We start from the raw sequence: 22,010 nt of genomic DNA, 5'->3' as shown, positions 1-22,010 counted from the left end.
TTCTGTCATGTCTTGGGTCTCGGTGTTCGACACCGATTTCGATACCGTCGTCTTCGGCGGGGGCTACGCCGGCGTCGCGGCCGCGTTGGAACGGCGCTCAGTCGGCGACCGTGTTCTGCTCGTCGCCACGCGCGGCGACATCCTCTGGGAGTCCGGTCAGGCGTTCGCGCGAGAGATCGGCGAGTCTGCATCGTTGCACTGGCAGGAGCTCATCGAGCATGTCGCTCGCCGCGGTGGACGCGGCGAGGAGACGCTCGATGGCGCGATCGCCGAGCTGGTCGGCATGCGGATGCTGCAGGATGCGGGAGTGCGCCAACTGCATTTCGCGCGCCCGGTGGCGGTGTCGCCCGGGCACAGCGGAATCGGTGCGGTGACCGTTGCGGGCAAGTTCGGCACGCGCACCGTGCGCGGGCGTGGCTATGTCGACGCGACGGAGACAGGTGAGCTGCTGCGACTCATCGACCCGGCCGTCGTGATCCCGGGTGCGGCGCGCGTGCGCGCCACAGCGATGCTGCAGCATCCCGACTGGCCTGCGGCGCTGGAGGCCGAGCTGTCCCGCACCGCCTGGGACGGGGAACGGGTCGTCGAGGTGGAGACGGGCGAAGCGGGATGGCGCGATGTCCTGCTCGCCGAGGTGGATCGCGTCTGCCGAAAGCTGGGCGAGGACGCGCGTCGCGTGTGCGTCAGTCACCTGAGCGGTGTCCCGCTTCCGATGTACGACACCCCCGTCGAAGCTTCGGCTGCGGCCGCCAATGTCGCCGCGGCCGTCCCTGCGCTTGCGGCGGCGTCGGGCCCGGGTGCTCGTTTCGACCTGGGTGCGGCAGCCGCGGGGGTGCTCGTGCAGGCGCCGTCGTCTCCCGATGCGCGCGGAGGCGACATCGCCGTGATCCGGGAGCTCTCCGCCGAGGTGGTGGTCGCCGGCGTCGGCACCGGCGGGGTGCTCGCCGTTGCGGCAGCAGCCGAGCAGGGGGCGACGGTCATCGGCATCGAAGCCCTCGCGTTCCCGGGAGGTGTCGGGCCCGCGGCCGCGATCCACGCCTACTGGTTCGGAGCACCCGGTGGGATGCAGTCTGAGCTCGACGAAGCGACCCACGACGTCATGAAGCAGCATGACCGCGGACCGTTCCGTGACGGCCCCTACAATCCGTGGGCTAAGCGGACCGCGGTCGAGGCGACCCTCGATCGCGAGGGTGTGCGCATCCTCGCGGACGCGGTCGTCTTCGCCGCCGAGCGCGACGGCGATGCTGTCGTGAGCGTGCTTGCCGCGACCGCCGACGGTGTGGTGCGCGTGCACGGGAAGGTCTTCATCGACGGCACCGGCGACGGAGACCTCTGCGCGCTCGCGGGTGCCGAGTTCGAGGGCGGCCGCGTCGGCGATGCACTTCTTCACGCCTACTCGCAGTCGGGCGGTCGCCTGCGAGAGGTGGGCAGCGAAGCTCGCATGGATGTCATCAACTTCGACGCAGGGTACTGCGACCCCACCGACCCCGATGATCTGACCCGCGCCCGCATCGATGGCGTGCTTCTGTACCTCGTGGACGGGGCCTATTCGAACCTGGATCGGCCCACCTATATCGCACCGCTCGTGGGGGTGCGCCAGGGACGCCGCGTCCGCACGGACCTCTGGATCGAGCTCGATGACGTCGTCCGTCGTCGCCGGTTTCCCGATGCGATCGGCTACACCGCGTCGCACATCGATTCGCACGGGAGCGACTTCGAGTTCGACACCGATGAGTCGGTGTTCTGGCAGCAGCTCATTCGTGCGTGGGGGGTGTCGGTGAGCAGCGAGCTGAGCTATCGGATGCTGCTCCCTCTCGGTCTCGCCAACGTTCTGATCGCGTCGCGCTGCCTGGGCGCCACGCAGGACGCGGGCTACGCCGTGCGCATGCAGCGTGACATCCAGCGCATCGGCGAGGTGGCTGGTCGCGCGGCTGCGCTGGCACTCGACTGCGCGGGGGACGTGCGAGAGATTCCGCTCGAGGAGCTGCAGCGGCAGCTCGAGGTATCTGGGGCGCTCGGCCGACCGCCTCGGGCACTCGAACGCGGGTTCGGCGTCGCCCATGACACCGCAGACGCCCCGCACGAGCGCACGGGTTTCGACGTCGGCGCCGCGGACGCCCGGGAGGACGGCGGGCTGCTTCTGCGCCGCGCGCTGAAATCCCTCGACGAGGGGACTCCGAGCGAGGCGATCTGGTGGCTGTTCCGTCACGAGGAGATCGCCCGTGAGGCGGTGCTTCAGCGCCTCACCGACCCGCGACCGATGACGAGCTGGCTCGCGGCGGGCATCGGCGCCATGTGGGCGGACCCCGCGGCTCAGCCTCGCCTGCTGCACGCGATCGCCACGGCGGAGTACGGCTTCGACGACCTGGCCACCCGCGTGCCGGCGGGCACGGGCAAGTACGTGCCCAAGGACCCCGAACCCCTCACCTGGCACAAGCTCACACCCAACTGGCTCACCGCGATCGCTCTGCTGCGTCGGTGCGGCGACGCGGAGGCGATCTCCGCCCTCGAGCAGTTCATCGAAGGGTCCGAGCGCCTCGGACTCAGCACAGCGACCACGACGCTCCTCACGATCGAGCGCCTCTTCGAGAGGGGGGTGGGTGCCGCGGAGCCCCAGCGCATCGCCGCGCTCGTGGACGCGATCGAGGCACTTCCCCTCGAGGGCGTCGTCGACTACACCTCGCGGGCGTCCGGGTATTTCGCGGAGGCGGCGCTGCGCGGCCAGACCCCCGAGGACTGGGCGGACTTCTCAGGTCTGAACGGAGTGAAGGCGCAGCAGCTGCGCAACATGTATGTCGACATGAGCTGGCAGGTCGCACTCGTCGCTGCGCGGGTCCGATCGCTGCTCGGCCAGCGTCCCGACATCGAGCGCTATCTGGTCGACCCGCGCGGTTTCGTGCGCACCGCGTTCCAGCTGATCGCGGAGGGTGAGGAATGATGCGCGCTCGTGTCACGGGCCTGACCGTCGATGAGCAGATCGGCCTGACCTCCGGTGAGGGTTTCTGGCGCACCAAGGAGATGGGCGCAATCCCGGCGGTCGAGGTCGCGGACGGTCCGCATGGTGTGCGCAGCCAGGTGGCGAGCGCTGACCAGCCGGGCATCACGATCGCGCCTCCGGCCACCTGCTTTCCTCCGGCCGTCGCGCTCGCGCAGACGTGGGATCCGCAGCTCGTCGAGCGGGTCGGGGCCGCGATCGGCCTCGAGGCGCGACACCTGAGCGTCGACATCGTCCTGGGGCCCGGCATCAACATCAAGCGCGACCCCCGTTGCGGACGCAACTTCGAGTACTACTCGGAAGATCCTCACCTCACGGGTGTTCTGGGTTCCGCGTGGGTGCGCGGCGTCCAGTCGCAGGGGGTGGGCACCTCGCTCAAGCACTTCGCGGTGAACAACCAGGAGACCGATCGCATGAGCGTGAGCGCGGATGTCGATGAGCGTCCACTGCGCGAGATCTACCTGCGTGCGTTCGAGAGGGTGATCCGCGACGCCGCCCCGACCACCGTGATGTGTTCGTACAACCGCATCAACGGAGTGCTCGCATCCCAGAACCGCTGGCTGCTCACCGACGTGCTGCGCGACGAGTGGGGATTCGAGGGCGTCGTCATGAGCGACTGGGGGGCAGTGCACGATCGCGGCGCCGCTATCGCCGCGGGTCTCGATCTCGAGATGCCCGGCACGAATGGTGTCACCGATGCCAGCGCGAGGCGGGCGGTGGATGACGGCACGCTCTCGATGGATGATGTGTCACGAGCCGCCGCCCGCGTCGCCGATCTCGCCGATCGTCTGGCGGGCGAGCGGAAGGCCATCGTCGCTGCACCTCTCGACCATGAGGCGCACCATGAGCTCGCCCGTCAGGCCGCGGAGCGTGCGATCGTGCTGCTGTCGAATCGCGACGCGGTGCTGCCGATTCGACGCGGCCGCAGCATCGCGGTGATCGGAGAGCTGGCAGTGCGGCCGCGCGTGCAAGGGGGTGGCAGCTCCCGCGTCAATGCCACGCGCACGGAGATCCCCTTCGACGAGATCGCTGCATGCGCCGAGGCCGACGTGACGTGGGCCGCGGGGGTCGTGCACGGTGCCGACGAGGCGCATGCCGCCGAGCTGCGCGCCGAGGCCGCGGACCTCGCGGCGTCACACGATGTCGCGGTCGTGATCGTCGGGTTGGGTGATCAGGACGAGGTGGAGGGCATCGATCGCACCGACATCGCGCTCCCGGCCGGGCATGAGGAACTGGTCGAGCAGGTCGTCGCCGCCCAGCCGAACACGGTCGTGATCGTCGTGCACGGTGGAGTGGTCGCGCTCGCGCGCCTCGCCGCGGCGTCGCCCGCCCTCGTGGACGTCGCGCTGACCGGCCAGGCGTCCGCGTCCGCGCTCGCCGCCGTCCTGTTCGGGGATGTCAATCCCTCGGGGCGTCTGGCCGAAACCGTTCCCGCGCGCCTCGCAGACTGCCCGTCATTCACGAGCTTCCCGGGCGAAGGCTCGCGCGTGCGGTACGGCGAAGGAGTCTTCGTCGGCTACCGCTGGTTCGATGCGCGCGAGCTCGACGTCGTCTTCCCTTTCGGTCACGGACTCTCGTACGCGACGTTCGCGTACGACGACGCGTCTGGCCGGAGAGACGGCGACCACCTCATCGTGAGCGTGCGCGTGACGAACGTCAGCGAGCGTTGTGGACGGGAGGTTGTTCAGGTCTACGCTGCGCGCCCGTCGTCGGAGATCGCCCGCGCCCCGCGCGAGCTCGTCGGGTTCGCATCGGTGGAGCTGGAGGCGGGAGAAGGGCGTCACGTCGAGGTGCGCATCCGCACGCAGGATCTGGCTGCATGGCACGAGACTCAGAGTGGCTGGTGGGTGGAGTCCGGCGTGGTCGAATTCCATGTCGGGGCCTCGAGTCGAGACATCCGGACGAGCGTCGCATTCCACGTGGACGGCGACCATCCTCGGCGGTCGCTGACCCTCGATTCCCGCTTGGTCGATGTGCTGGAGCGGCCGGAGGCCGCGCAGGCGCTGGCGCAGAAGGTGGACTGGCTCACGGGCGGAGCGGCCGGTGAGGCGGTCGGTGTCACGATGGCGACGCTCATGGCATCGCTTCCCGTGCGCCGTCTGGCGGCTTTCACGGGAGGCGCCATCACGTTGAGCGAGATCGCGGAGATCGTGGAGATGGCGAACGCACGCGACACGTGAGTGGCTCCGGAGGGGCTGCCACCAGGAGATGCCAGTGCCCGCCCCGAGCCGCTCACCCCAGCGCCGCGACGATCGCGGCGCCCAGCTCGGCGGGGCGCGTGAGCTGCGGCCAGTGGCCGGTCGGCAGGTCGACGAACGACACGTTCTCGAGCGCCACGAGCTCGGCGAAGAAGGGCGCTTCGAACCACTCGCGATACTCGGATTCCGAGCGTGAGGTGGCGATCACGGTCGAGGGGATCGCTCGACGCGCGAGCTCATCGCCGAGCGGCGGGGTGTCGCGCGCCGAGCTCTCGGGCTCGGGGACGGCGATCGATGCGAACCGGGCGCGGGTCCCTTCGTCGAGGTCGCGCAGATCCTCGTCGTCGAACATCGACCAGTCGGGCAACGGGATGACGCCGTCGATGACGGGCAGATCCGAGCTGACCGCGGCGCCCGCGGGAAGCGGCCAGGTGTCCACGTAGACGATGTGCGCGACGCGATCCAGGCGCCGCTCGGCTGCCGCGTACGCCATCGGGCCACCGCCCGAGTGGGCCACGAGCGCCACCGGCCCGTCGACCTCGTCAATCGCCCAGACGATCGCGGCGACCTGATCCTCGAGCGTCACGGCCGCGGCGTCGTCTCCCTCGCCGAGCCCTGGGCGCGTGATCGGATGCGCGCGGTGCCCCGCCGCCTCGAGCACGGGGATCACGTCGCCCCACGAGTCGCCGCGCAGCCAGAATCCGGGCACCAGGATGACATCCATCCCGTCACGCTACGCCCGACGGGCGACGCTCGACAGGGCCTGCTGGCCGCCTGCATACTGCACGCATGCCGCGCCTTCTCGTCCGTCGTCCCTCGCCCCGCCTCGCCGACGGCGAGCTCACCCATCTCGATCGCCAGAGCGTGGATCCGGAGCTCGCCGAGCGGCAGTGGGAGGCGTATGTCGCCGAGTTCGCGGCGCGCGGCTGGGAGATCGTCGAGGTCGCGGCGGCGGATGAGCATCCGGATGGCGTGTTCGTAGAGGACGCGGTCGTGATGTTCGGCTCGCTCGCCGTGCTCACGTCGCCCGGGGCCGAGAGCAGGCGCGGCGAGATCGCCTCCGTCGAGGCGGCGCTCGCGGGACTCGGGCTCGAGGTGGCGCGCATCGAGCTCCCCGGAACGCTCGACGGCGGCGACGTGCTGAAGGTCGACGCGACCGTCTACGTGGGTCGGTCGTCGCGCACGAACGACGAGGGCATCCGCCAGCTCGTCGAGCTCGTCAGCCCGCGCGGCTGCGAGGTCGTGCCGGTGCCGGTCTCGCGCGTGCTGCACCTCAAGTCGGGCGTCACCGCGCTGCCCGATGGCACGGTCATCGGATTCGAGCCGCTCGTCGACGACCCGTCGCTCTTCCCTGCGTTCCTGGCTGTGCCCGAGGAGACGGGCACCGCGGTGGTCGTTCTCGACGATCGCACCGTGCTGATCTCGGCGGCCGCGCCGCAGACCGCGGAGCTGTTGGCGGCGCGCGGCCTCGACGTGGTCACGGCACCGGTGAGCGAGTTCGAGAAGCTCGAGGGCTGCGTCACCTGCCTGTCGGTGCGCGTGCGCTGAGCGCGTCGCCGACGGGCGATTTCAGCTGTCGGTGTCGCGCGCGAGGAGCCAGCTGCGCAGGATGCGCTCGAGCGCCTCGCGGTCCTCGGGCGGCACGTCCGCGAGCAGCCGGTGCTCGTTCTCCATATGGTCGGTGTAGGCGGCGTCGATGACCCGCAGACCGCGTTCGGTGAGCGCAACGCGTCGGATGCGCGCGTCGTCATCGTCGACCCGCCGCTTCACGAGGCCCGCTCGTTCGAGGCGGTCGAGGCGCTTCGTCATGCCGCCCGTGGTCACCATCGTGTACTGCGCGAGCTCGCCGGCGAGCAGTTCGTATGGCGCGCCGACGCGGCGCAGTGAGGCGAGCACGTCGAAGTCGCCCTCGCCGAGCCCGTGCTGGCGGAACACGACCACGAGATCCTCGCGCAGTGCATCCGCGAGGCGGTGGAGGCGCCCGATGACCCCCTGCGGGCTCGGATCGAGGTCGGGTCGCTCGCGGCGCCACTCGGCCTGGATGCCGTCGACCTGATCTTCCACCATTCGGGAATAGTAACTCCGGATCACCGGTTAGTCACTTCCATGGAAGGTAAGTGGAAGTGGGTGCTGCTCACGGCGATCGCCCCGATCGCCTGGGGGAGCGTCTACTTCGTCACGAGCCACTGGCTGCCCGCTGACCAGCCCTTATGGGGCGCGGCTCTTCGAGCCCTTCCCGCGGGGCTCCTTCTGCTCCTCATCGCCCGACGCACCCCGCGTGACATCGGGTGGTGGCGCACCATCGTGCTCGGCGTGCTCAACGTGGGCGGGTTCTTCCTGCTGCTCTACATCGCCTCGCAGCTGCTGCCCACCTCCGTCGCCTCATCGATCATGGCCGCGTCGCCGCTCGTCTTCGCGCTGCTCGGATGGCTCATGCTCAAGCAGAGTCCCACCGTGCACATGTTCATCGGCGCGGGGGTCGGCATCCTCGGCGTCATCCTGCTCGTCGGCGGAGCGGTCGGTGCGATCGACGGATGGGGTGTCGCCGCGTCCGTCACCGGCCTCCTCACCTCCGCGGTCGCGCAGATCCTCACCCGCAAGTGGGGCGCCACTGCCGACCCGATCACCGCGACCGCGTGGCAGCTCGTCGTCGGAGGCGTGCTGCTGACCGCCGTCGCGATCGGCGTCGAAGGTCCGCCGCCCGCCCTCGACGCATCCGGATGGCTCGCCATGGCCTATGTGGGACTCATCGGCACCGCGATCGCGAACGTCGTGTGGTTCGTCGGACTCGAGAAGCTCCCCGCGGGAACCGTCGGCATCATCGGTCTCCTCAACCCCGTCACGGGCGTGCTGCTCGGGGTGCTGCTCGGCGGCGAGCACCTGGGCGTGCTGCAGGCGATCGGCATCGCGCTCGCCCTCGCCGGCATCGACATCGGGCAACGCCGCGCGACCCGGAAGCCGCGCGCCGTCCCCGACTGATGCGGAGTCAGCCTCCCAGTGCCGCCACGCCAGCCGGCTCCTCGACGAGGATCTTCACCGCCGTCTCGTTCCGGTGGATGAGGGTGTCGAAGCCGTCCTCCACGAGCCGATCCAGCGGGATCTTCGCCGTGATGAAGGGCGCGAGATCGATCTTGCCGTCCTGCACGAGCTTGATCGTCGCCGGGTGGTCGTTCACATAGGCGATCGTGCCGCGCAGGTCGATCTCCTTGAGCACGAGCTTCTGCATGTCGATCGTGGCCGGGTGGCCCCAGATCGACACGTTCACGATCACGCCCGCGGGGCGCACCGCGTCGAACAGCTGATCGAGCACGACGTTGACGCTCGTGCACTCGAACGCCACATCCACTCCCACACCGTCGGTGAGCTCGTGCACGCGCTCGATGAGGTCATCGGATCGCGGATCGATCACGTGATCGGCGACGCCCGTCTCCCGTGCCTTCTGCTTGCGTGCCTCGCTGAGCTCCGACATGATCACCGTCACGCCCTCGGCCTTGAGGACCGCGCCGACAAGCAGGCCGATCGGCCCCGCGCCGCCCACCAGCGCCACGTCGCCCGCCTTCGCGCCCGAGCGCACCACCGCGTGGTGCGCCACCGCGAGAGGTTCGATGAGGGCCGCCTGATCGAGGGGGATGTCACCCACGGGGTGCACCCAGCGCTCGTCGACGACGATCTTCTCGCTCAGTCCGCCGCCGCCGCCCGCGAGGCCGATGAAGCCCATCTTCTCGCACAGGTGGTAGTTGCCCGCCGTGCACTGGGCGCACTCGCCGCACACGAAGTACGGCTCGACCACGACCGAGTCGCCCACCTTCAGATCCTTCGTCACGCCCTCGCCGAGAGCCGTCACGATCCCCGAGAACTCGTGGCCGAGGGTCACCGGCGCCTCCTCACCCGAGAGCGGATGCGGGTGGCCGGGGGCAGGCACGAAGATCGGGCCGTCGAGGTACTCGTGCAGGTCGCTGCCGCAGATGCCGCAGAACGCGACGTCGATCGCGACAGCACCCGGACGCAGCTCCGGCTCCGGGACGTCTTCGATCCGGACGTCTCCACGGTCGTAGTAGCGCGCAGCCTTCATGATGACTCCATCCCGCCGGGAAGGGGGCGGCGCATCTCGCCGTCATGCCCGGCGTCCGGATCGACGCTACGCCCGGGGGCGGCCGACCCCCAGGGGCTTTCGTCTCACCGGGGACTGTGCACGGGCCTGTGCTGGCGCGGGGCGGGCTGCCGGATCAGAAGACGTCGGGCGACGGCGTCGAGGCCCAGCGGATGGTGACATCCGCGTGGCGGTCGAAGCGGTATCCGGATCCGCGCACGGTGCGCACGATGTCCTCGTAGGCGCCGAGCTTCGAGCGCAGGCGGCGCACGTGCACGTCGATCGTGCGCTCGTTGGGGATGTCGTCGCCGCCGTCCGCCCAGAGGGTGCTGATGATCTCCGCGCGTTCGATCGTGCGGCCTTCGCGCAGCACGAGGAACTGCAGGAGTTCGAACTCCTTGTAGGTGAGCGGGGCGGTGTCGCCGTCGAGCTGCACGCGCTTGCGCGAGATATCGATCACGACGCCGCCCTTCGGCTCCGGGGCCTCGGCGGGCACGGTGGCCTGGCGGTGCTTCGCGAGCGCGGCCGGATCCTGCAGGGCGAGGCGCACCACATCGACGTCGCGACCGCCCGCACCCTCGGGTGCGAGAGCGACGGCGGCGTAGGTGCCCGCGTCGGGGACGAGGTCGGCGATGGTGCGCTTGAGCGTCTCCACGAGCTGCGGAAGCGAGACACCCGCTGCAGCGGCCTTCTGCTCGTCGACGCCCACGTAGAGGGCGAAGCCGCGGGCCTCGGTGCCGTCGGGGACGGCGCGGATGCGCGGGCGCTCGGGCTCGGGGGCCGGCGTGTGCGCGGGAACGATGCGCGGAGCGGGGTAACGACGGGCGGTGGGACGAAGGGTGTCGAGGGTGGCGAGAGACATGTCGTCGAATCCTTGGGAGGTGTCGGCGGCTGCGTCAGAGGCAGCGGGCCGGGTGCTGTCGAAGAGATCGCGATCGTCGGGCGCGGACGGGCCGGACGTCGGAGGGTTCACCATGTTCGCGGGTGAGTGAAGGGCGGAGGAGGGAAGGGCCTACGCGCACATTCGACAGCACATGACCGCACGCGCCGACATCATGTCGGCAGTCCCGAGGGCCTCGAAGGAGGTCGTGGGGCGTGCGATAGCGGTCATGCGCATAAGTCTGGGTGAGGGTTACGTCGTGTGTCAACTGAGGCACTCCGCGACGTAACACAGCGCGTAACACGGCGGGCCCGGATCCGCGGATGTGCTACTCGCCTGCAGGCAGGGCCGGGAACGGCGACGGCCCCGCCATCGCGGGTGCGATGCGGGGCCGTTGCGAAGATTCGGATCAGGCGAGACCGTACAGGCGGTCTCCGGCGTCGCCGAGACCCGGAACGATGTAGCCGAGTTCGTTGAGCTTCTCGTCGACAGCGCCCAGGACGAGGGTGACCTCGCGACCTTCGGTGAGCTCGCGCACCTTCTCGATGCCCTCCGGGGCGGCGAGGATGCAGATCGCGGTCACATCGACGGCACCGCGCGCGAAGAGGAACTCGATCGCGGCACCGAGCGATCCGCCCGTCGCGAGCATGGGGTCGAGCACGAAGCACTGGCGGTTCGAGAGGTCGTCGGGCAGGCGCTCGGCGTAGGTGGTGGGCTCGAGCGTCTCGTGGTCGCGCACCATGCCGAGGAAGCCGACCTCGGCCGTGGGAACGAGCTTGACCATGCCTTCGAGCATTCCGAGGCCGGCGCGCAGGATCGGTACGACGAGCGGCTTCGGCTCGGAGATCGACAGACCGGTCGCCTGGGCGACGGGCGTCTGCACGGTCACCTCCGTGGTGCGCACATTGCGCGTCGCCTCATACGCCAGCAGCGTCACAAGCTCCTCGGTGAGCGCCCGGAACACCGGGGCGGGGGTGCGCTGATCGCGCAGCACCGTGAGCTTGTGGGTGATCAGGGGGTGGTCGGCCACGTGCACTCGCATAGGCTTCAATCTATGCCCTCCGACCTGGAGACCATGCGAGCAGCGCTCGCGGATGCGGAGCTCGCCCTCCGCACGGGCGACGTGCCGGTGGGTGCCGTCATCGTCGATCGCGACGGCACGGTGCTCGCTCACGGTCGCAACGAGCGCGAGAAGCACGCGGATCCGACGGCCCACGCCGAGGTCGTCGCCATCCGCCGCGCGGCGGAGAAGCGCGGATCCTGGCGCCTCGACGATGTGACGCTCGTCGTCACGCTCGAACCGTGCGTCATGTGCGCGGGGGCGATCCTCGCGGCCCGCATCCCGCGCGTCGTGTTCGGCGCATGGGATGAGAAGGCGGGTGCCGCGGGGAGTGTGCACGATCTGCTGCGCGACCGCACCCTGCCCTACCGTGTGCGCGAGGTCGTGACGGGCGTCCTCGAGGACGACTGCGCCGCCCTGCTGCGCGAGTTCTTCGCGGGCGCCCGCGCCACCGAGCTCTAGCCTCGCCGCATCCGCCGCCAACCCCCCTCTCCGAACCCCGAGGTGTCAGTTTGTGCCGCCCAGCGGCAGCCGTAGGCGACACAAACTGACACCTCGAGGCCGGCTGCGCTGAGCGGGGCCGGCTCGGCGCGCCGAGGTGGCCCCGGAGCTAGTCGGTGCTGCGGATGACGATCGCGTCGGTCGAGGGGTTCTCGCCGCGAGCCACGTAGATGTCGGGCTCGAGGTAGATGACGCGGGCCGCGGGCACCGCTTCGCGCACACTCGCCTCGACGGCGTCGATCGCGGTCGCGAGGTCGGCGGCGCGGAGGGCGCCGGGCACCGCGATCTTCGCGCCCACGAGCAGCTCGTCAGGGCCGATGTAGAGCGTCTTCATGTGGATGACGGCCTCGACCTGCGGGTGGTTGTTGAGCGCCGCGAGGATCTTCGCGTGGTCGTCGGGGTTCGCACCCTCGCCCACGAGCAGGCTCTTCGTCTCGATGCCCAGGATGACCGCGACGGCAACGAGCAGCACGCCGATCGCGATCGTGCCGATGCCGTCCCACAGGTTGTCACCCGTGAGGATCGTGAGGCCGACACCCGTGAGCGCGAGCACGAGGCCGAGCAGCGCGGCGACATCCTCGAGCAGCACGACGGGCAGCTCAGGCTGCTTCGCGCGGCGCACGAACTGCACCCAGCTCTGGCGCCCGCGCACGTGGTTCGCCTCCTTCACCGCGGTGCGCAGCGAGAACGACTCGAGCACGATCGCGATGAGCAGCACGACGATCGGCACCCACGCGTTCTCGAGCGGATGCGGATGGGTGAGCTTGTCGATGCCCTCGTAGATCGAGAACACGCCGCCCACGGAGAACAGGATGATCGCGACCACGAACGCGTACACGTAGCGCTCGCGTCCGTAGCCGAACGGATGCTCCGCATCGGCCTGCTTGCGGGCCTTGCGCCCGCCGACCAGAAGCAGCAGCTGGTTGCCGGCGTCGGCGACCGAGTGCACGCCTTCGGCGAGCATCGAGCTGGAGCCCGAGAGGGCCCATGCGATGAACTTCGTGACGGCGATTCCCGCATTGGCGAGGAACGCCGCGATGATCGCCTTGGTGCCGCCTGACGCGCTCATGGAGCGATTCTAGGATGAGCACATGTCGACGCATTCACCCCTTGCGGTTCTCGGAGCAGGTTCTATGGCCGGGGCCATCACCCGCGGGCTGATCGCCTCGGGCGTCGACCCGAGCACGGTGACGGTGAGCACCCGTTCGACCGCATCCGCCGAGTCCTGGCGCGCGGAGGGCGTGCGCGCGTTCGCACTCGAGGAGCGCGCGGATGCGAACGCCGCCGCCGTCGAGGGCGCGGGTGTCGTGCTGCTGGGTGTGAAGCCCGCGATGGTGGTGGAGACGCTCGGCGAGATCGCCGACGCGCTCGCCCCGGAGGCGCTCGTCGTGAGCGTCGCGGCGGGCATCACGACGGCGACGATGGAGGCCTCGGTGCCGAACCCCGTCATCCGCACGATGCCGAACACGCCGGCCCTCGTGGGCCGCGCGGTCACGGGCATCGCGGCGGGCTCGCGTTCCGGTGATCAGCACCTCGAGGCCGCGCGCAGCCTCTTCGAGGCGGTGGGCGAGGTCATCGTGCTGCCCGAGGATCAGATCGACGCGCTCTCGGCGATCTCGGGATCCGGTCCCGCGACCGTCTTCTTCCTGGTCGAGCAGCTGACGACCGCCGCCGAGCGACTCGGATTCGACCGCGCGACCGCGAAGACGATGGCCGAGCAGACGCTCATCGGCTCGGCACTCATGCTCGAATCGACGGGTGAGGAGCCCGCCGAGCTGCGCCGCCGGGTGACGAGCCCCAAGGGCACCACCGAGCGCCTCATCGCGGTGCTCGACGAGGCTAAGCTCGCCGACACGTTCGAGGCGGGAGCGCACGCGGCGATCGCGCGCGCGCGAGAGCTCGCCGCAGGCGCCTAGGCCCTCGCGCTCAGCCGAGTGCCGCGAACCTCTCCAGATCCTGCGTCGACCCGCTCGCGATGATGAGGTCGTGGTTCGAGATGAGGGTGTCGGCCGTCGCGTACGTGAACTCTTTGCCGGGGCTCTTCACCCCCACCACCGTGATGCCGTACTTCTCGCGCACACGCGACTCGGTGAGCGTGAGTCCGCGGATCGGCTTCGGCGGGTACATCTTGACGATCGCGAAGCCGTCGTCGAACTCGATGAAGTCGATGAGGCGTCCGGAGACCAGGTGCGCGACGCGCTCGCCCGCCTCCGCTTCCGGATAGATCACGTGGCTGGCGCCGATGCGCGACAGGATCTTGCCGTGTGACTGGCTGATGGCCTTCGCCCAGATCTGCGGCACCTTCAGGTCGACGAGGTTCGCGGTGATGAGCACGCTGGCCTCGATCGAGCTGCCGACCGCGACGACGGCGATCTGGAAATCATCCGCCCCGATCTGCCGCAGTGCGTCGATCGAGCGGGCATCCGCCTGCACGGCATGGGTGACCCGCTCGGACCACTTCTGGACGAGAGCCATATCCTCGTCGACGGCGAGCACCTCGCGGTCGAGGCGCTGCAGCTGGCCGGCGGTCGCCGCCCCGAACCGGCCGAGGCCGATCACGAGAACGGGTGCGTCGTGGGCGATCTTCTCAACCAACGATGGGCCTTTCCTCCGGGCGACGGAACAGCTGCCGTCGCGTTGATGCCGCGAGAGCCGCGGCGAGTGTCACAGTGCCGATGCGTCCGAGGAACATGGTCGCAGCGATGACCGCCTGCGTTGCTTCCCCGGCGCTCTGGGTGAAGCCGGTGGTGAGCCCGCATGTGGCGAACGCGCTGATCACATCGAACAGCACATAGTCGAGCGGGGCGTCGTCGTTGATGAGCAGGATGATGATGCTCGCGGTCGCGACGATCGTGGCGCCCCACAGCACGACCGAGACGGCGAGACGCAGCACATCGATCGGGATGCGGCGTCCGGCGGCCTCCATGTCGTCGGCGCCGCGCGCCTCGGCGAACGCCGCGAGGAACAGGATCGCGAGGGTCGTCACCTTGATGCCGCCCGCCGTGGACGCCGAGCCGCCGCCCACGAACATGAGCATGTCGGTCACGAGCAGGCTCGATCCGTCGAGGGAGGCGATGTCGATCGCCGAGAAGCCTCCGGAACGCGACATCACCGAGATGAAGAGGCTGTGGAGCACGCGCTCGCCGAGATCCATCGACCCCATCGTGTCGGGGTTGTCCCATTCGAGCGCGAGGTAGGCGACGGTGCCGCCCACGATCAGCAGCCCGAACGTCACGAGAGTGAGCTTGACGTGCAGCGACCAGCGGTGCGGGGCGAAGAGGCTCTTGCGCAGCGCGTAGATCACCGGGAACCCGATCGCCCCGAGCACTGTCGCGAGCATGAGCGCCCCGAGGAACCACCAGTCGCTCGCGAACATCGAGATGCCCTCGGGCGCGGGGGAGAAACCGGTGTTGGTGAACGCCATCGCCGAGAAGTAGATCGATTCCCACAGCGCCGTGAGCGGATCGACACCCGCGATGAGCAGGCGAGGGAAGATGAGCGCCGCGATCGCGAGTTCGATCACGATGACGCTCACCGCGACCGTCGCGAGCAGGTTGCGCGTCTCGCCGAGACGCACGGCCTGGCCCTCGGCGACAGGGCCCCGGCGGATGCGCAGGGGGTTCGCGTCGCCCGCGGCCATGAGCTTCTGGCGCAGCCCCATGCGCCTGCTGATGATGAGGCCGAGGATCGAGGCGACCGTCAGCACGCCGATCCCGCCGATCTCGACGCCGATGAACACGAGAACGTGCCCGAAGGGCGACCAGAACGTCGCCATGTCGACCGTGGACAGGCCTGTGACGCAGATGACGGAGATGGCGGTGAAGAGCGCGTCGATGAGGTCCGGCGTCCTGCCGTCGGCGGTCGCGATGGGCAGCGAGAACAGGATCGTGAAGACGATCACGAGGCTCGCGAAGACCGCGATGGCGAAGCGGGCGGGGGTGAGCGTCGCGAAGTCGCCGACGCGATGGGAGACGCGGGCGATGAACGGATCTCGCCGCACCGACGTGGCGCGCACGGCTCTCCTTCTGCTCACGGGTCGGAACAGCAAATGGTACTCCCGGATCAGCCTGGCTATCCTGTCGGAATGGCCGACATCTTCGACGTCCTCTCGGATGGCACGCGACGCGAGATCCTTCGCTCCCTTCTGGAGAGTCGGGGCGAGCTGTCGGTAGGCGATCTCGTCACCGAGCTCGGGGTCGCGCAGCCGACCGTCTCGAAGCACCTGAAGGTGCTGCGCGAGCACGATCTGGTGTCGGTTCGCGAAGAGGGCCAGCACCGCTTCTACCGTCTCGACGCGAGCCCCCTCGAGGAGATCGAGGTGTGGCTCGAGCCGTTCACCGACTTCACCGTCGGCAGGGACGAGTCGGGGGCTACGACCGTCTACGCCGCATGGGCGGGGGCCGAGTTCGGCGACCGTCTCGGTCGCACCGCCGCCGAGACGGCGAACGCCGCCCGATCCGCGTTCGAGTCCGCGCAGGAGAAGATCGAGGGCGCGCGTCAGCGGGTCTCCGAGAAGATGCCGCGACGCCGCAAGGGCTGAACTCTCCCGTCAGTCGCGTGCCGCGAGCTCCTCGCGGATGCGCCGCAGATCCTCGAGCAGCGAGCCCACGAGGATCCAGTGGTCGGATGACGGCTCGTGCTGTGTGAGCGGGGCGCTGACGAGGGGGATCCGCTCGCTGAGGTCGGTCGACCCGCTGTCGGTGGATGAGGTGCCGGGGGCTGCGGTCGCCGACCTGCGTCGCACATCCTGTGCGGCGAGCTGCAGCTGCTCGGCGATCGTGCCAGCGCTCGGCTCGCTCGCGAGTGTCTTGTCGTAGTGGTCGTAGACGGCCCGCGTCATGCCCATGACCTGGGAGACGATGGGGCGAAGCAGATTGCGGGTCGTCTCGATCTGCTCGAGGTCCTCACGGTGCTTGCGAGCGCGCGGGTTGAGGGTGAGGGATTCCTGGGCGTCGGCGATCGCGTCGTCTGCGGCTGACACCATCGGTCGCAGCAGGCGCACCTTGATCATCAGCTCTTCCAGCTTCGCTGGTGTCTGGAGCGACGTGAGGCTCTCGGAGAGGCGCTCCATCGATTTCGCGACCTCCTCACCCAGGGCGGAGACGGCCTGCTTCGCAGGCGCGAGCGCGACGGGCGGCACGATGATCAGGTTGACGACGAAGCCGGTGGCCGCGCCGATGATCGTCTCGACGATCCTGTCGACCGCGTAGTTGGGTGTCGACGAGCCGAGCGAGATCGCCAGCAGCGCCGAGATGGCGATCTGGTAGGTCGTGCCAGGGGTCATCCGAAGCAGCCAGGCGAGCACGAGTGCGGCGGTGACCGCGACGAGCGCGACCCAGGGAGCCTGCCCGAAGACGACCGTGAGACCGGAGGCGATCCCCACTCCGGAGATCACTCCCACCGAGCGCTCGATCGCCTTCAAGGCTGACTGGTTGACGCTCGGCTGCACGACGAGAAGGGCTGCGATCGCAGCGAAGACGGGCAGGGCTCCGTTGACCACCCAGGTGGCGATGAGCCACGCCGCGATCGTGGCGACCGCGGATTTGGCGACCTGTGTCGCTGGCTGTCGCCGAGCGCCGAGGAAGCCCAGCAGCATCTTCATCGCCCCAGCGTCGCATGGCGCCCGGGTGCCGGGCAGGGCCTCTGGACAGGGGTCGAATGAACCTCTACTCTGTGGCAGAGCACTCGAGTCACACCAGTCACACGAGTCACACCCACAACAACGATGCACAGAGGCGGAAATGGTTCGCGACTTCTCGGACATGCGCTTCCTGACGGTTCAGGAAGTCGCGGACATGATGCGGGTGTCGAGCATGACCGTCTACCGCCTCGTTCACTCGGGTGAGCTGCCCGCCGTGCGCTTCGGGCGCTCGTACCGCATCCCCGAATCCGCGGTCGCCCAGGTGATCGGCATGACCGATTCGGACGTGCGCGCCGGCTGAGTCCGCTCGCCTGCAGCTCCGTGTGGAGCGAGCCCGTTTCGGGCTTTGATAGAATCTCCCGGTTAGGCTTCCCGCGGTCGTACGGACCAGGGGTCCGAGATACGAACGATTGGGGTGAACTATGGGTTCAGTCATCAAGAAGCGTCGCAAGCGCATGGCGAAGAAGAAGCACCGCAAGCTGCTGCGCAAGACTCGCCACCAGCGTCGCAACAAGAAGTGACCGCGTGAGCCCCGGGCCGAACGGCCTGGGGCTCCGTCATGTCCGGGCCTCCCGGCTCCTGCAGCTCGGCGTCTCCTCCGGCTTCTCGGCATAGACATGTCTGCGCTGCTTTGGACACCCGCGTGCGGGTGTCTGGGAGCACGCGCGGATGTCCGCGGCGGCAGAGACATGTCTATGGCGCCCTGAGAAGGCAGGTGGCTCTCGGCGGGGGCGGATGCGGGGGCGCCGTCAGGCGGGCTTGACGCGCTTCGCGTCGCGGCGCACGCGCCGGAGCTGCGCCTTGATCGACGACGGGTCGAGCGTCATCGTGGGCCAGCCGTTCTCGGCGGCGTAGCGCGCGAGCCCGGAGTCGGGGTTGACGGCGATGCGGTTGCCCACGAGTTCGAGCAGCGGGATGTCGTTGCGGCTGTCCGAGTACGCCCACGACGCGTCGAGATCCGCACCGATCTCCGCCGCGAGGGCCCGAGCAGCGACCGCCTTCTGCTCACCGTGCATCACGGTGCCCTGCAGGCGGCCCGTGTAGTGCCCGTCGACCTTCTCGACATCCGTGCCGATCGCGCCGGTGAGGCCGAGCTTCTCGGCGATGATCTGGCCCACCTCGGTGGGGGTCGCGGAGACGAGCCACACCTGGTGGCCCTTCGCGAGGTGCTCGTGGGCGAGCGCGACCGTCTCCGGCCACATCCGGGGAGCGAGTCGCTCCTCCCAGATGGCTTCGCCGATCTCGCGCACCTTGTGCTCGTGGTGGCCGGCGATGATGCCGAGCGCCCGTTCGCGGGCCGACGCCATGTGGTGGTGGTTCTCGCCCACCTTCGTGAAGCGCCGCTGCTGCCAGGCGAAGCGCATCAGATCGCGCCAGCCGACCATGCCCTGCACCCAGGCCTCGCGGCCCACGTGGAAGATGCTCGCGCCGCGCATGAGCGTGTTGTCGACGTCGAAGAACGCGACCACCGGGCGCGGCGACGTTGCGGGCTGTTCCTCGGGCATGACCCACATAGTCTAGGTGTGTGCCCGCCCCGCGCCTCACCCTTCTCGGAAAGCCCGGATGTCATCTGTGCGATGACGCCCGTGCGATCGTCCTCGAGATCGCCGCTGAACGCGGCCTCGAGCTCGAGGAGCGCAATATCCTCGACGATGAGGCGCTCACGGTCCAGTACGCGGAGGAGATCCCCGTTCTGCTGATCGATGATCGCGTGCACACCATCTGGCGCGTCGACCCGACCCGGCTGCGACGCGCGCTCGACGAGAAAGAGAACACCGCATGATCCGCCACATCGTCTCCTGGAAGCTCGCCGCCGAAGACGCCGCCCAGCGCGCCTCGGACGCTGAGGGCATCCGCGAGCGCCTCGAAGGTCTGCGCGGCCAGCTCGCCGCGGAGCTCATCGAGGTGGGCTTCGACCTGAACGACAACGACGGCAACTGGGATGTCGTTCTCAACTCGGTGTTCGCGTCGCGCGAGGACCTCGCCGCCTACCAGGTGCACCCCGCGCACGTGGAGGCCGCTGGCTTCATCAAGTCGGTCGTGTCGGCGCGCTCGTGCGTCGACTACGAGTTCTGAGCCTCCGCAGCCTGATCCGGCGCTAGTCGGCGTCGCCCGGCCACAGCAGCTGGACGTGCTCGCGCGCGGCCGCGAATGCGGCGCCGTCGAGTTCGAGCGACCCCTCCGGGATGTCGAGCGCCTGCCACATCCAGTGCAGGGTGAACGGCTCGGCGGGCGGCGCGGGCCACAGCCAGAAGCCGAATGTCAGGACGTAGCTCTCGGTGCCGCCACCTCCACCGCTCTCGCGCCGGGTGAGCATCGGCCCGTCGGGCGTCGACTCCGGGTGCATCCACTGCGGGGCCTCCACTCGACTGCCATCAGCGAAGCTCACCCCGATGCGAAGCACCTCCGTCGAACGACTGGGGTCGCTGTCCGAGCAGGCCGCAGTGAGTTCGCTCCACGCAAGCAGATCGAGCTCCCGCCTCACGATCAGCACCTGGAGCACGAGGCGGATGCCGTTCCGGTGCACCTCGATCGGGCGGAGCACGAAGGCCATGTTCGCCGTTCGGGCGAGAACGCGGTCCATCGGCACCGAGGCCGGCAGCTCGCCGAGCGGGGGCTCCATCCACTCCGGTGGAATCCAGCGCTGCTCGTGGATCTCCTCCGGTTCGGGCAGCGGCGCGAAGAACATGCCGAGAGCGTAGTGACCGCGACCGGATATGAGAAGGGGCGCCCCGGATGGAGCGCCCCTTCTGTTGTCTGCGGCCTTACGGCGTGAGGCGGTTCGGTCCGCGGAATAGGTAGGTGACCTCGCGGATCGAGGGCTGGTGCAGCATGAGCATGATCACGCGGCTGAGGCCCATGCCGAATCCGCCGTGCGGGGGCACGCCGTACCGGAAGAAGTCGAGGTAGAACTCGAGCTCCTCCGGGTCCATGCCCTTGTCCTTGGCCTGCGCGACGAGCACGTCGATGCGGTGCTCGCGCTGGGCGCCGGTGGAGATCTCGGTGCCGTTGAACAGCAGGTCGTAGCTGTTGGTGAGGTTCTGGTCGTCCTCGTGGCGCATGTGGTAGAACGGCCGGATGTTCGAGGTGTAGTCGGTCACGAACACGAACTCGTGGCCGAGCTCCTCGCGCACGTATTCGCTGAGCTTGCGCTCGCCCTCGGGGTCGAGGTCGCCGTCGGCGCGGGGCACCTTGTAGCCGCGCGACTCGACGATCTCGTGGGCCTTCGCGAGCGGGATGCGCGGGAACGGCAGGCTCGGCACGGTCACGTCGACGTCGAATGCCGCCTTGATCTCGTCGCCGTGCTTCTCCCTGACGGCGGTGAGGCCCGCGACGAGCAGCTGCTCGTGCATCGCCATGACGTCTTCGTGGCTCTCGACCCAGCTGATCTCGGCGTCGACCGAGATGAACTCGGTGGCGTGACGGCTCGTGAAGCTCGGGTCGGCTCGGAACGCGGGGGCGACCTCGAAGACCTTGCCGAAGCCGGCCGGCTGGGCCATCTGCTTGAAGAACTGGGGGCTCTGCGCGAGGTACGCCTTGGTGTCGAAGTACTCGACCTCGAACAGCTCGGCACGGCTCTCGGAGGCGGACGCCATGAGCTTGGGGGTGTGGATCTCGACGAAGTCGTTCTCCACCCACCAGGTGCGCAGCGCATGCAGGAACGTGGTCTGCACACGGAAGATGAGGTTCTGCTCGGGGCGGCGCAGGTCGAGGAAGCGCCAGTCGAGACGCTTGTCGATGGACGAGTCGTCGGCGATGGGGGAGTCGAGGGCGACGGAGGCGACGTCGATCGACTCGATCTTCACCTCGAGGCCGCCGAGCTTGACGCGCTCGTCGTGCTTGAGCTCACCGGTGACGGTGATGAAGCTGCCGGTGCTGAGGCCGGAGATGGTGGTCGCGATGGGGTCGCTGCCGGGCTCGTCGACGTCCGTGCGGGGGTGCACGAGTTGTGCGGCACCCGACTCGTCGCGCAGCACGACGAACTGCACCTTCTTCTGGTCGCGCACCGTGTCGACCCATCCGGAGACGGTCACGGTTCCGGCGGGGGCGGCGGCGAGGTTCTTGATGAGGGTGCGGTCGGTCACGGTGGCCAAGTCTAGTCGGGCCGCCTGCACGCGAACCGCGCGGCCTCGGGCGTCAGGCGGGGAGGCCCCGCAGCACCTCGAGCTCGTCGTCGAGGGTGAGCTCGACGCCTCGAGACCGCGCTCACGCGCCTCGGCGTCTGAGGCGGCTCAGGACGCGCGTTCGTCGGCGCGGGCGGTATCGAGGAGACCCTCCCATCGGTGCGACCATTCCGCGAGCGGCTGGAGCGACTGCAGGAGTTCGCGCCCGGCCGGCGACAGCTCGTACCGCACCTGCACGGGCGTGGTGGGGACGACGCGTCGCACGATGAGCTGCGCGGCCTCCAGTTCCCGCAGGCGCTGGGCGGCCATCCGATCCGAGAGGCCGTCGACCGCGGTGACGATGCGGCTGAATCGGTGCGCGCCGCGACCGATCGCGAGCATGATGCCGGGGCTCCAGCGTCGGCCGATGAGCTCGGCGGATGACAGGAAACGGCGGCATGCGTCGTCGTCGATGTGCAGAAGGTCGGCCTGAGGATCCACTCACTCAATGTAAGTCGCTTACGTCGATGTTGCAGGATCGC

At 69.2% G+C, this 22,010-nt stretch carries 24 protein-coding genes; 11 read left to right on the top strand and 13 right to left on the bottom strand.

Annotated features, from left to right (window positions below; all coding sequences use genetic code 11):
* Window positions 1-7: 7 nt before the first annotated feature.
* Together HCR12_RS12295 and HCR12_RS12290 are read left to right on the top strand one after the other, a co-directional pair.
* Complete coding sequence (locus HCR12_RS12295) at window positions 8-2,938, top strand: FAD-dependent oxidoreductase (RefSeq protein ID WP_166866819.1); 2,931 nt, start codon at window positions 8-10, stop codon at window positions 2,936-2,938.
* Window positions 2,935-5,175 carry a glycoside hydrolase family 3 C-terminal domain-containing protein gene (locus tag HCR12_RS12290; RefSeq protein ID WP_166866817.1) on the top strand — a complete coding sequence of 747 codons (2,241 nt, stop codon included), beginning with the start codon at window positions 2,935-2,937 and terminating at the stop codon, window positions 5,173-5,175. The genes HCR12_RS12295 and HCR12_RS12290 overlap by 4 nt, the downstream gene beginning before the upstream one ends.
* A 52-nt stretch (window positions 5,176-5,227) precedes the next feature.
* Here HCR12_RS12290 and HCR12_RS12285 read toward each other — a convergent pair whose 3' ends face one another.
* On the bottom strand, window positions 5,228-5,917 hold the full coding sequence (locus tag HCR12_RS12285; protein WP_166866814.1) for an alpha/beta fold hydrolase: 690 nt from the start codon (window positions 5,915-5,917) through the stop codon (window positions 5,228-5,230).
* Between the two features lie 65 nt (window positions 5,918-5,982).
* Between HCR12_RS12285 and ddaH the strand changes: the two genes are divergently transcribed.
* The gene (gene ddaH / locus HCR12_RS12280; RefSeq protein ID WP_166866812.1) at window positions 5,983-6,741 is read left to right on the top strand and encodes a dimethylargininase; all 759 of its coding nucleotides are present in this window, start codon (window positions 5,983-5,985) and stop codon (window positions 6,739-6,741) included.
* Window positions 6,742-6,762: 21 nt separating this feature from the next.
* Here ddaH and HCR12_RS12275 read toward each other — a convergent pair whose 3' ends face one another.
* Window positions 6,763-7,260 carry a MarR family winged helix-turn-helix transcriptional regulator gene (locus HCR12_RS12275; RefSeq protein ID WP_166866810.1) on the bottom strand — a complete coding sequence of 166 codons (498 nt, stop codon included), beginning with the start codon at window positions 7,258-7,260 and terminating at the stop codon, window positions 6,763-6,765.
* A gap of 39 nt (window positions 7,261-7,299) precedes the next feature.
* Between HCR12_RS12275 and HCR12_RS12270 the strand changes: the two genes are divergently transcribed.
* The gene (locus tag HCR12_RS12270) at window positions 7,300-8,172 is read left to right on the top strand and encodes a DMT family transporter (RefSeq protein ID WP_166866808.1); all 873 of its coding nucleotides are present in this window, start codon (window positions 7,300-7,302) and stop codon (window positions 8,170-8,172) included.
* A 7-nt stretch (window positions 8,173-8,179) separates the two neighbouring features.
* Here the strand turns inward: HCR12_RS12270 and HCR12_RS12265 are convergent, their stop codons facing one another.
* The 3 genes from HCR12_RS12265 to upp form a co-directional block, all read right to left on the bottom strand.
* Entirely contained in the window at window positions 8,180-9,265 is a 1,086-nt protein-coding gene (locus HCR12_RS12265) for a 2,3-butanediol dehydrogenase (protein WP_166866806.1), read from the bottom strand.
* A gap of 154 nt (window positions 9,266-9,419) precedes the next feature.
* The gene (locus tag HCR12_RS12260; RefSeq protein ID WP_166866804.1) at window positions 9,420-10,145 is read right to left on the bottom strand and encodes a winged helix-turn-helix domain-containing protein; all 726 of its coding nucleotides are present in this window, start codon (window positions 10,143-10,145) and stop codon (window positions 9,420-9,422) included.
* Window positions 10,146-10,572: 427 nt separating this feature from the next.
* Window positions 10,573-11,205, bottom strand: coding sequence for a uracil phosphoribosyltransferase (upp, locus tag HCR12_RS12255; RefSeq protein ID WP_166866802.1), 633 nt, complete (start codon window positions 11,203-11,205; stop codon window positions 10,573-10,575).
* A 12-nt stretch (window positions 11,206-11,217) separates the two neighbouring features.
* Between upp and tadA the strand changes: the two genes are divergently transcribed.
* A complete protein-coding gene (gene tadA / locus HCR12_RS12250; protein WP_224763499.1) occupies window positions 11,218-11,685 on the top strand; it encodes a tRNA adenosine(34) deaminase TadA in 468 nt (155 codons plus the stop codon).
* Between the two features lie 148 nt (window positions 11,686-11,833).
* Here the strand turns inward: tadA and HCR12_RS12245 are convergent, their stop codons facing one another.
* On the bottom strand, window positions 11,834-12,793 hold the full coding sequence (locus HCR12_RS12245; RefSeq protein WP_166866801.1) for a cation diffusion facilitator family transporter: 960 nt from the start codon (window positions 12,791-12,793) through the stop codon (window positions 11,834-11,836).
* Window positions 12,794-12,815: 22 nt separating this feature from the next.
* Here HCR12_RS12245 and proC point away from each other — a divergent pair, with 22 nt between their 5' ends.
* Complete coding sequence (gene proC / locus HCR12_RS12240; protein ID WP_166866800.1) at window positions 12,816-13,640, top strand: pyrroline-5-carboxylate reductase; 825 nt, start codon at window positions 12,816-12,818, stop codon at window positions 13,638-13,640.
* Between the two features lie 10 nt (window positions 13,641-13,650).
* On the opposite strand, the gene HCR12_RS12235 is transcribed toward proC, so the two are convergent.
* On the bottom strand, window positions 13,651-14,319 hold the full coding sequence (locus HCR12_RS12235; protein WP_166866799.1) for a potassium channel family protein: 669 nt from the start codon (window positions 14,317-14,319) through the stop codon (window positions 13,651-13,653).
* The gene (locus tag HCR12_RS12230; protein WP_166866798.1) at window positions 14,312-15,739 is read right to left on the bottom strand and encodes a TrkH family potassium uptake protein; all 1,428 of its coding nucleotides are present in this window, start codon (window positions 15,737-15,739) and stop codon (window positions 14,312-14,314) included. The genes HCR12_RS12235 and HCR12_RS12230 overlap by 8 nt, the downstream gene beginning before the upstream one ends.
* A gap of 69 nt (window positions 15,740-15,808) precedes the next feature.
* Between HCR12_RS12230 and HCR12_RS12225 the strand changes: the two genes are divergently transcribed.
* Window positions 15,809-16,264 (top strand): ArsR/SmtB family transcription factor, encoded by a 456-nt coding sequence (locus HCR12_RS12225; protein ID WP_166866797.1) that lies wholly within the window; start codon window positions 15,809-15,811, stop codon window positions 16,262-16,264.
* A gap of 9 nt (window positions 16,265-16,273) precedes the next feature.
* On the opposite strand, the gene HCR12_RS12220 is transcribed toward HCR12_RS12225, so the two are convergent.
* Window positions 16,274-17,326, bottom strand: a complete 1,053-nt coding sequence (locus HCR12_RS12220; RefSeq protein WP_166866796.1) for an FUSC family protein — start codon at window positions 17,324-17,326, stop codon at window positions 16,274-16,276.
* Between the two features lie 139 nt (window positions 17,327-17,465).
* Here HCR12_RS12220 and HCR12_RS12215 point away from each other — a divergent pair, with 139 nt between their 5' ends.
* On the top strand, window positions 17,466-17,666 hold the full coding sequence (locus HCR12_RS12215) for a helix-turn-helix domain-containing protein (protein WP_166866795.1): 201 nt from the start codon (window positions 17,466-17,468) through the stop codon (window positions 17,664-17,666).
* 121 nt (window positions 17,667-17,787) lie between these two features.
* Window positions 17,788-17,886: a 30S ribosomal protein bS22 gene (locus tag HCR12_RS12210; RefSeq protein WP_003792170.1), complete on the top strand. Its 99-nt coding sequence runs from the start codon at window positions 17,788-17,790 to the stop codon at window positions 17,884-17,886.
* A gap of 228 nt (window positions 17,887-18,114) precedes the next feature.
* On the opposite strand, the gene HCR12_RS12205 is transcribed toward HCR12_RS12210, so the two are convergent.
* Window positions 18,115-18,870: an HAD family hydrolase gene (locus tag HCR12_RS12205; RefSeq protein ID WP_166866794.1), complete on the bottom strand. Its 756-nt coding sequence runs from the start codon at window positions 18,868-18,870 to the stop codon at window positions 18,115-18,117.
* 20 nt (window positions 18,871-18,890) lie between these two features.
* Between HCR12_RS12205 and HCR12_RS12200 the strand changes: the two genes are divergently transcribed.
* Window positions 18,891-19,148: a glutaredoxin family protein gene (locus HCR12_RS12200; RefSeq protein ID WP_166866792.1), complete on the top strand. Its 258-nt coding sequence runs from the start codon at window positions 18,891-18,893 to the stop codon at window positions 19,146-19,148.
* Entirely contained in the window at window positions 19,145-19,441 is a 297-nt protein-coding gene (locus HCR12_RS12195; protein WP_166866790.1) for a Dabb family protein, read from the top strand. Before HCR12_RS12200 ends, HCR12_RS12195 begins: the two co-directional genes overlap by 4 nt.
* Before the next feature lie 22 nt (window positions 19,442-19,463).
* Here the strand turns inward: HCR12_RS12195 and HCR12_RS12190 are convergent, their stop codons facing one another.
* From HCR12_RS12190 to HCR12_RS12180, 3 genes are all read right to left on the bottom strand, one after another.
* Window positions 19,464-20,054, bottom strand: a complete 591-nt coding sequence (locus HCR12_RS12190) for a hypothetical protein (RefSeq protein ID WP_166866788.1) — start codon at window positions 20,052-20,054, stop codon at window positions 19,464-19,466.
* Window positions 20,055-20,130: 76 nt separating this feature from the next.
* Complete coding sequence (gene aspS / locus HCR12_RS12185) at window positions 20,131-21,450, bottom strand: aspartate--tRNA(Asn) ligase (protein WP_166866786.1); 1,320 nt, start codon at window positions 21,448-21,450, stop codon at window positions 20,131-20,133.
* 147 nt (window positions 21,451-21,597) lie between these two features.
* A complete protein-coding gene (locus HCR12_RS12180) occupies window positions 21,598-21,969 on the bottom strand; it encodes a winged helix-turn-helix transcriptional regulator (RefSeq protein WP_224763497.1) in 372 nt (123 codons plus the stop codon).
* Between the last annotated feature and the right edge of the window lie 41 nt (window positions 21,970-22,010).

The organism is Salinibacterium sp. ZJ70 (assembly GCF_011751865.2).
Taxonomy (GTDB): Bacteria; Actinomycetota; Actinomycetes; order Actinomycetales; family Microbacteriaceae; genus Homoserinibacter.
The sequence above is the reverse complement of the archived record's forward strand: the minus strand, read 5'-3'. Positions and strand labels throughout refer to the sequence as shown.

Bases quoted from the DNA above. Each gene is read 5' to 3' on its own strand.
- HCR12_RS12295 (WP_166866819.1), top strand. From the start codon at position 8: ATGTCTTGGGTCTCGGTGTTCGACACCGATTTCGATACCGTCGTCTTC.
- HCR12_RS12290 (WP_166866817.1), top strand. From the start codon at position 2,935: ATGATGCGCGCTCGTGTCACGGGCCTGACCGTCGATGAGCAGATCGGC.
- HCR12_RS12285 (WP_166866814.1), bottom strand. From the start codon at position 5,917: ATGGATGTCATCCTGGTGCCCGGATTCTGGCTGCGCGGCGACTCGTGG.
- ddaH (WP_166866812.1), top strand. From the start codon at position 5,983: ATGCCGCGCCTTCTCGTCCGTCGTCCCTCGCCCCGCCTCGCCGACGGC.
- HCR12_RS12275 (WP_166866810.1), bottom strand. From the start codon at position 7,260: ATGGTGGAAGATCAGGTCGACGGCATCCAGGCCGAGTGGCGCCGCGAG.
- HCR12_RS12270 (WP_166866808.1), top strand. From the start codon at position 7,300: ATGGAAGGTAAGTGGAAGTGGGTGCTGCTCACGGCGATCGCCCCGATC.
- HCR12_RS12265 (WP_166866806.1), bottom strand. From the start codon at position 9,265: ATGAAGGCTGCGCGCTACTACGACCGTGGAGACGTCCGGATCGAAGAC.
- HCR12_RS12260 (WP_166866804.1), bottom strand. From the start codon at position 10,145: ATGTCTCTCGCCACCCTCGACACCCTTCGTCCCACCGCCCGTCGTTAC.
- upp (WP_166866802.1), bottom strand. From the start codon at position 11,205: ATGCGAGTGCACGTGGCCGACCACCCCCTGATCACCCACAAGCTCACG.
- tadA (WP_224763499.1), top strand. From the start codon at position 11,218: ATGCCCTCCGACCTGGAGACCATGCGAGCAGCGCTCGCGGATGCGGAG.
- HCR12_RS12245 (WP_166866801.1), bottom strand. From the start codon at position 12,793: ATGAGCGCGTCAGGCGGCACCAAGGCGATCATCGCGGCGTTCCTCGCC.
- proC (WP_166866800.1), top strand. From the start codon at position 12,816: ATGTCGACGCATTCACCCCTTGCGGTTCTCGGAGCAGGTTCTATGGCC.
- HCR12_RS12225 (WP_166866797.1), top strand. From the start codon at position 15,809: ATGGCCGACATCTTCGACGTCCTCTCGGATGGCACGCGACGCGAGATC.
- HCR12_RS12220 (WP_166866796.1), bottom strand. From the start codon at position 17,326: ATGAAGATGCTGCTGGGCTTCCTCGGCGCTCGGCGACAGCCAGCGACA.
- HCR12_RS12215 (WP_166866795.1), top strand. From the start codon at position 17,466: ATGGTTCGCGACTTCTCGGACATGCGCTTCCTGACGGTTCAGGAAGTC.
- HCR12_RS12210 (WP_003792170.1), top strand. From the start codon at position 17,788: ATGGGTTCAGTCATCAAGAAGCGTCGCAAGCGCATGGCGAAGAAGAAG.
- HCR12_RS12205 (WP_166866794.1), bottom strand. From the start codon at position 18,870: ATGCCCGAGGAACAGCCCGCAACGTCGCCGCGCCCGGTGGTCGCGTTC.
- HCR12_RS12195 (WP_166866790.1), top strand. From the start codon at position 19,145: ATGATCCGCCACATCGTCTCCTGGAAGCTCGCCGCCGAAGACGCCGCC.
- HCR12_RS12190 (WP_166866788.1), bottom strand. From the start codon at position 20,054: ATGTTCTTCGCGCCGCTGCCCGAACCGGAGGAGATCCACGAGCAGCGC.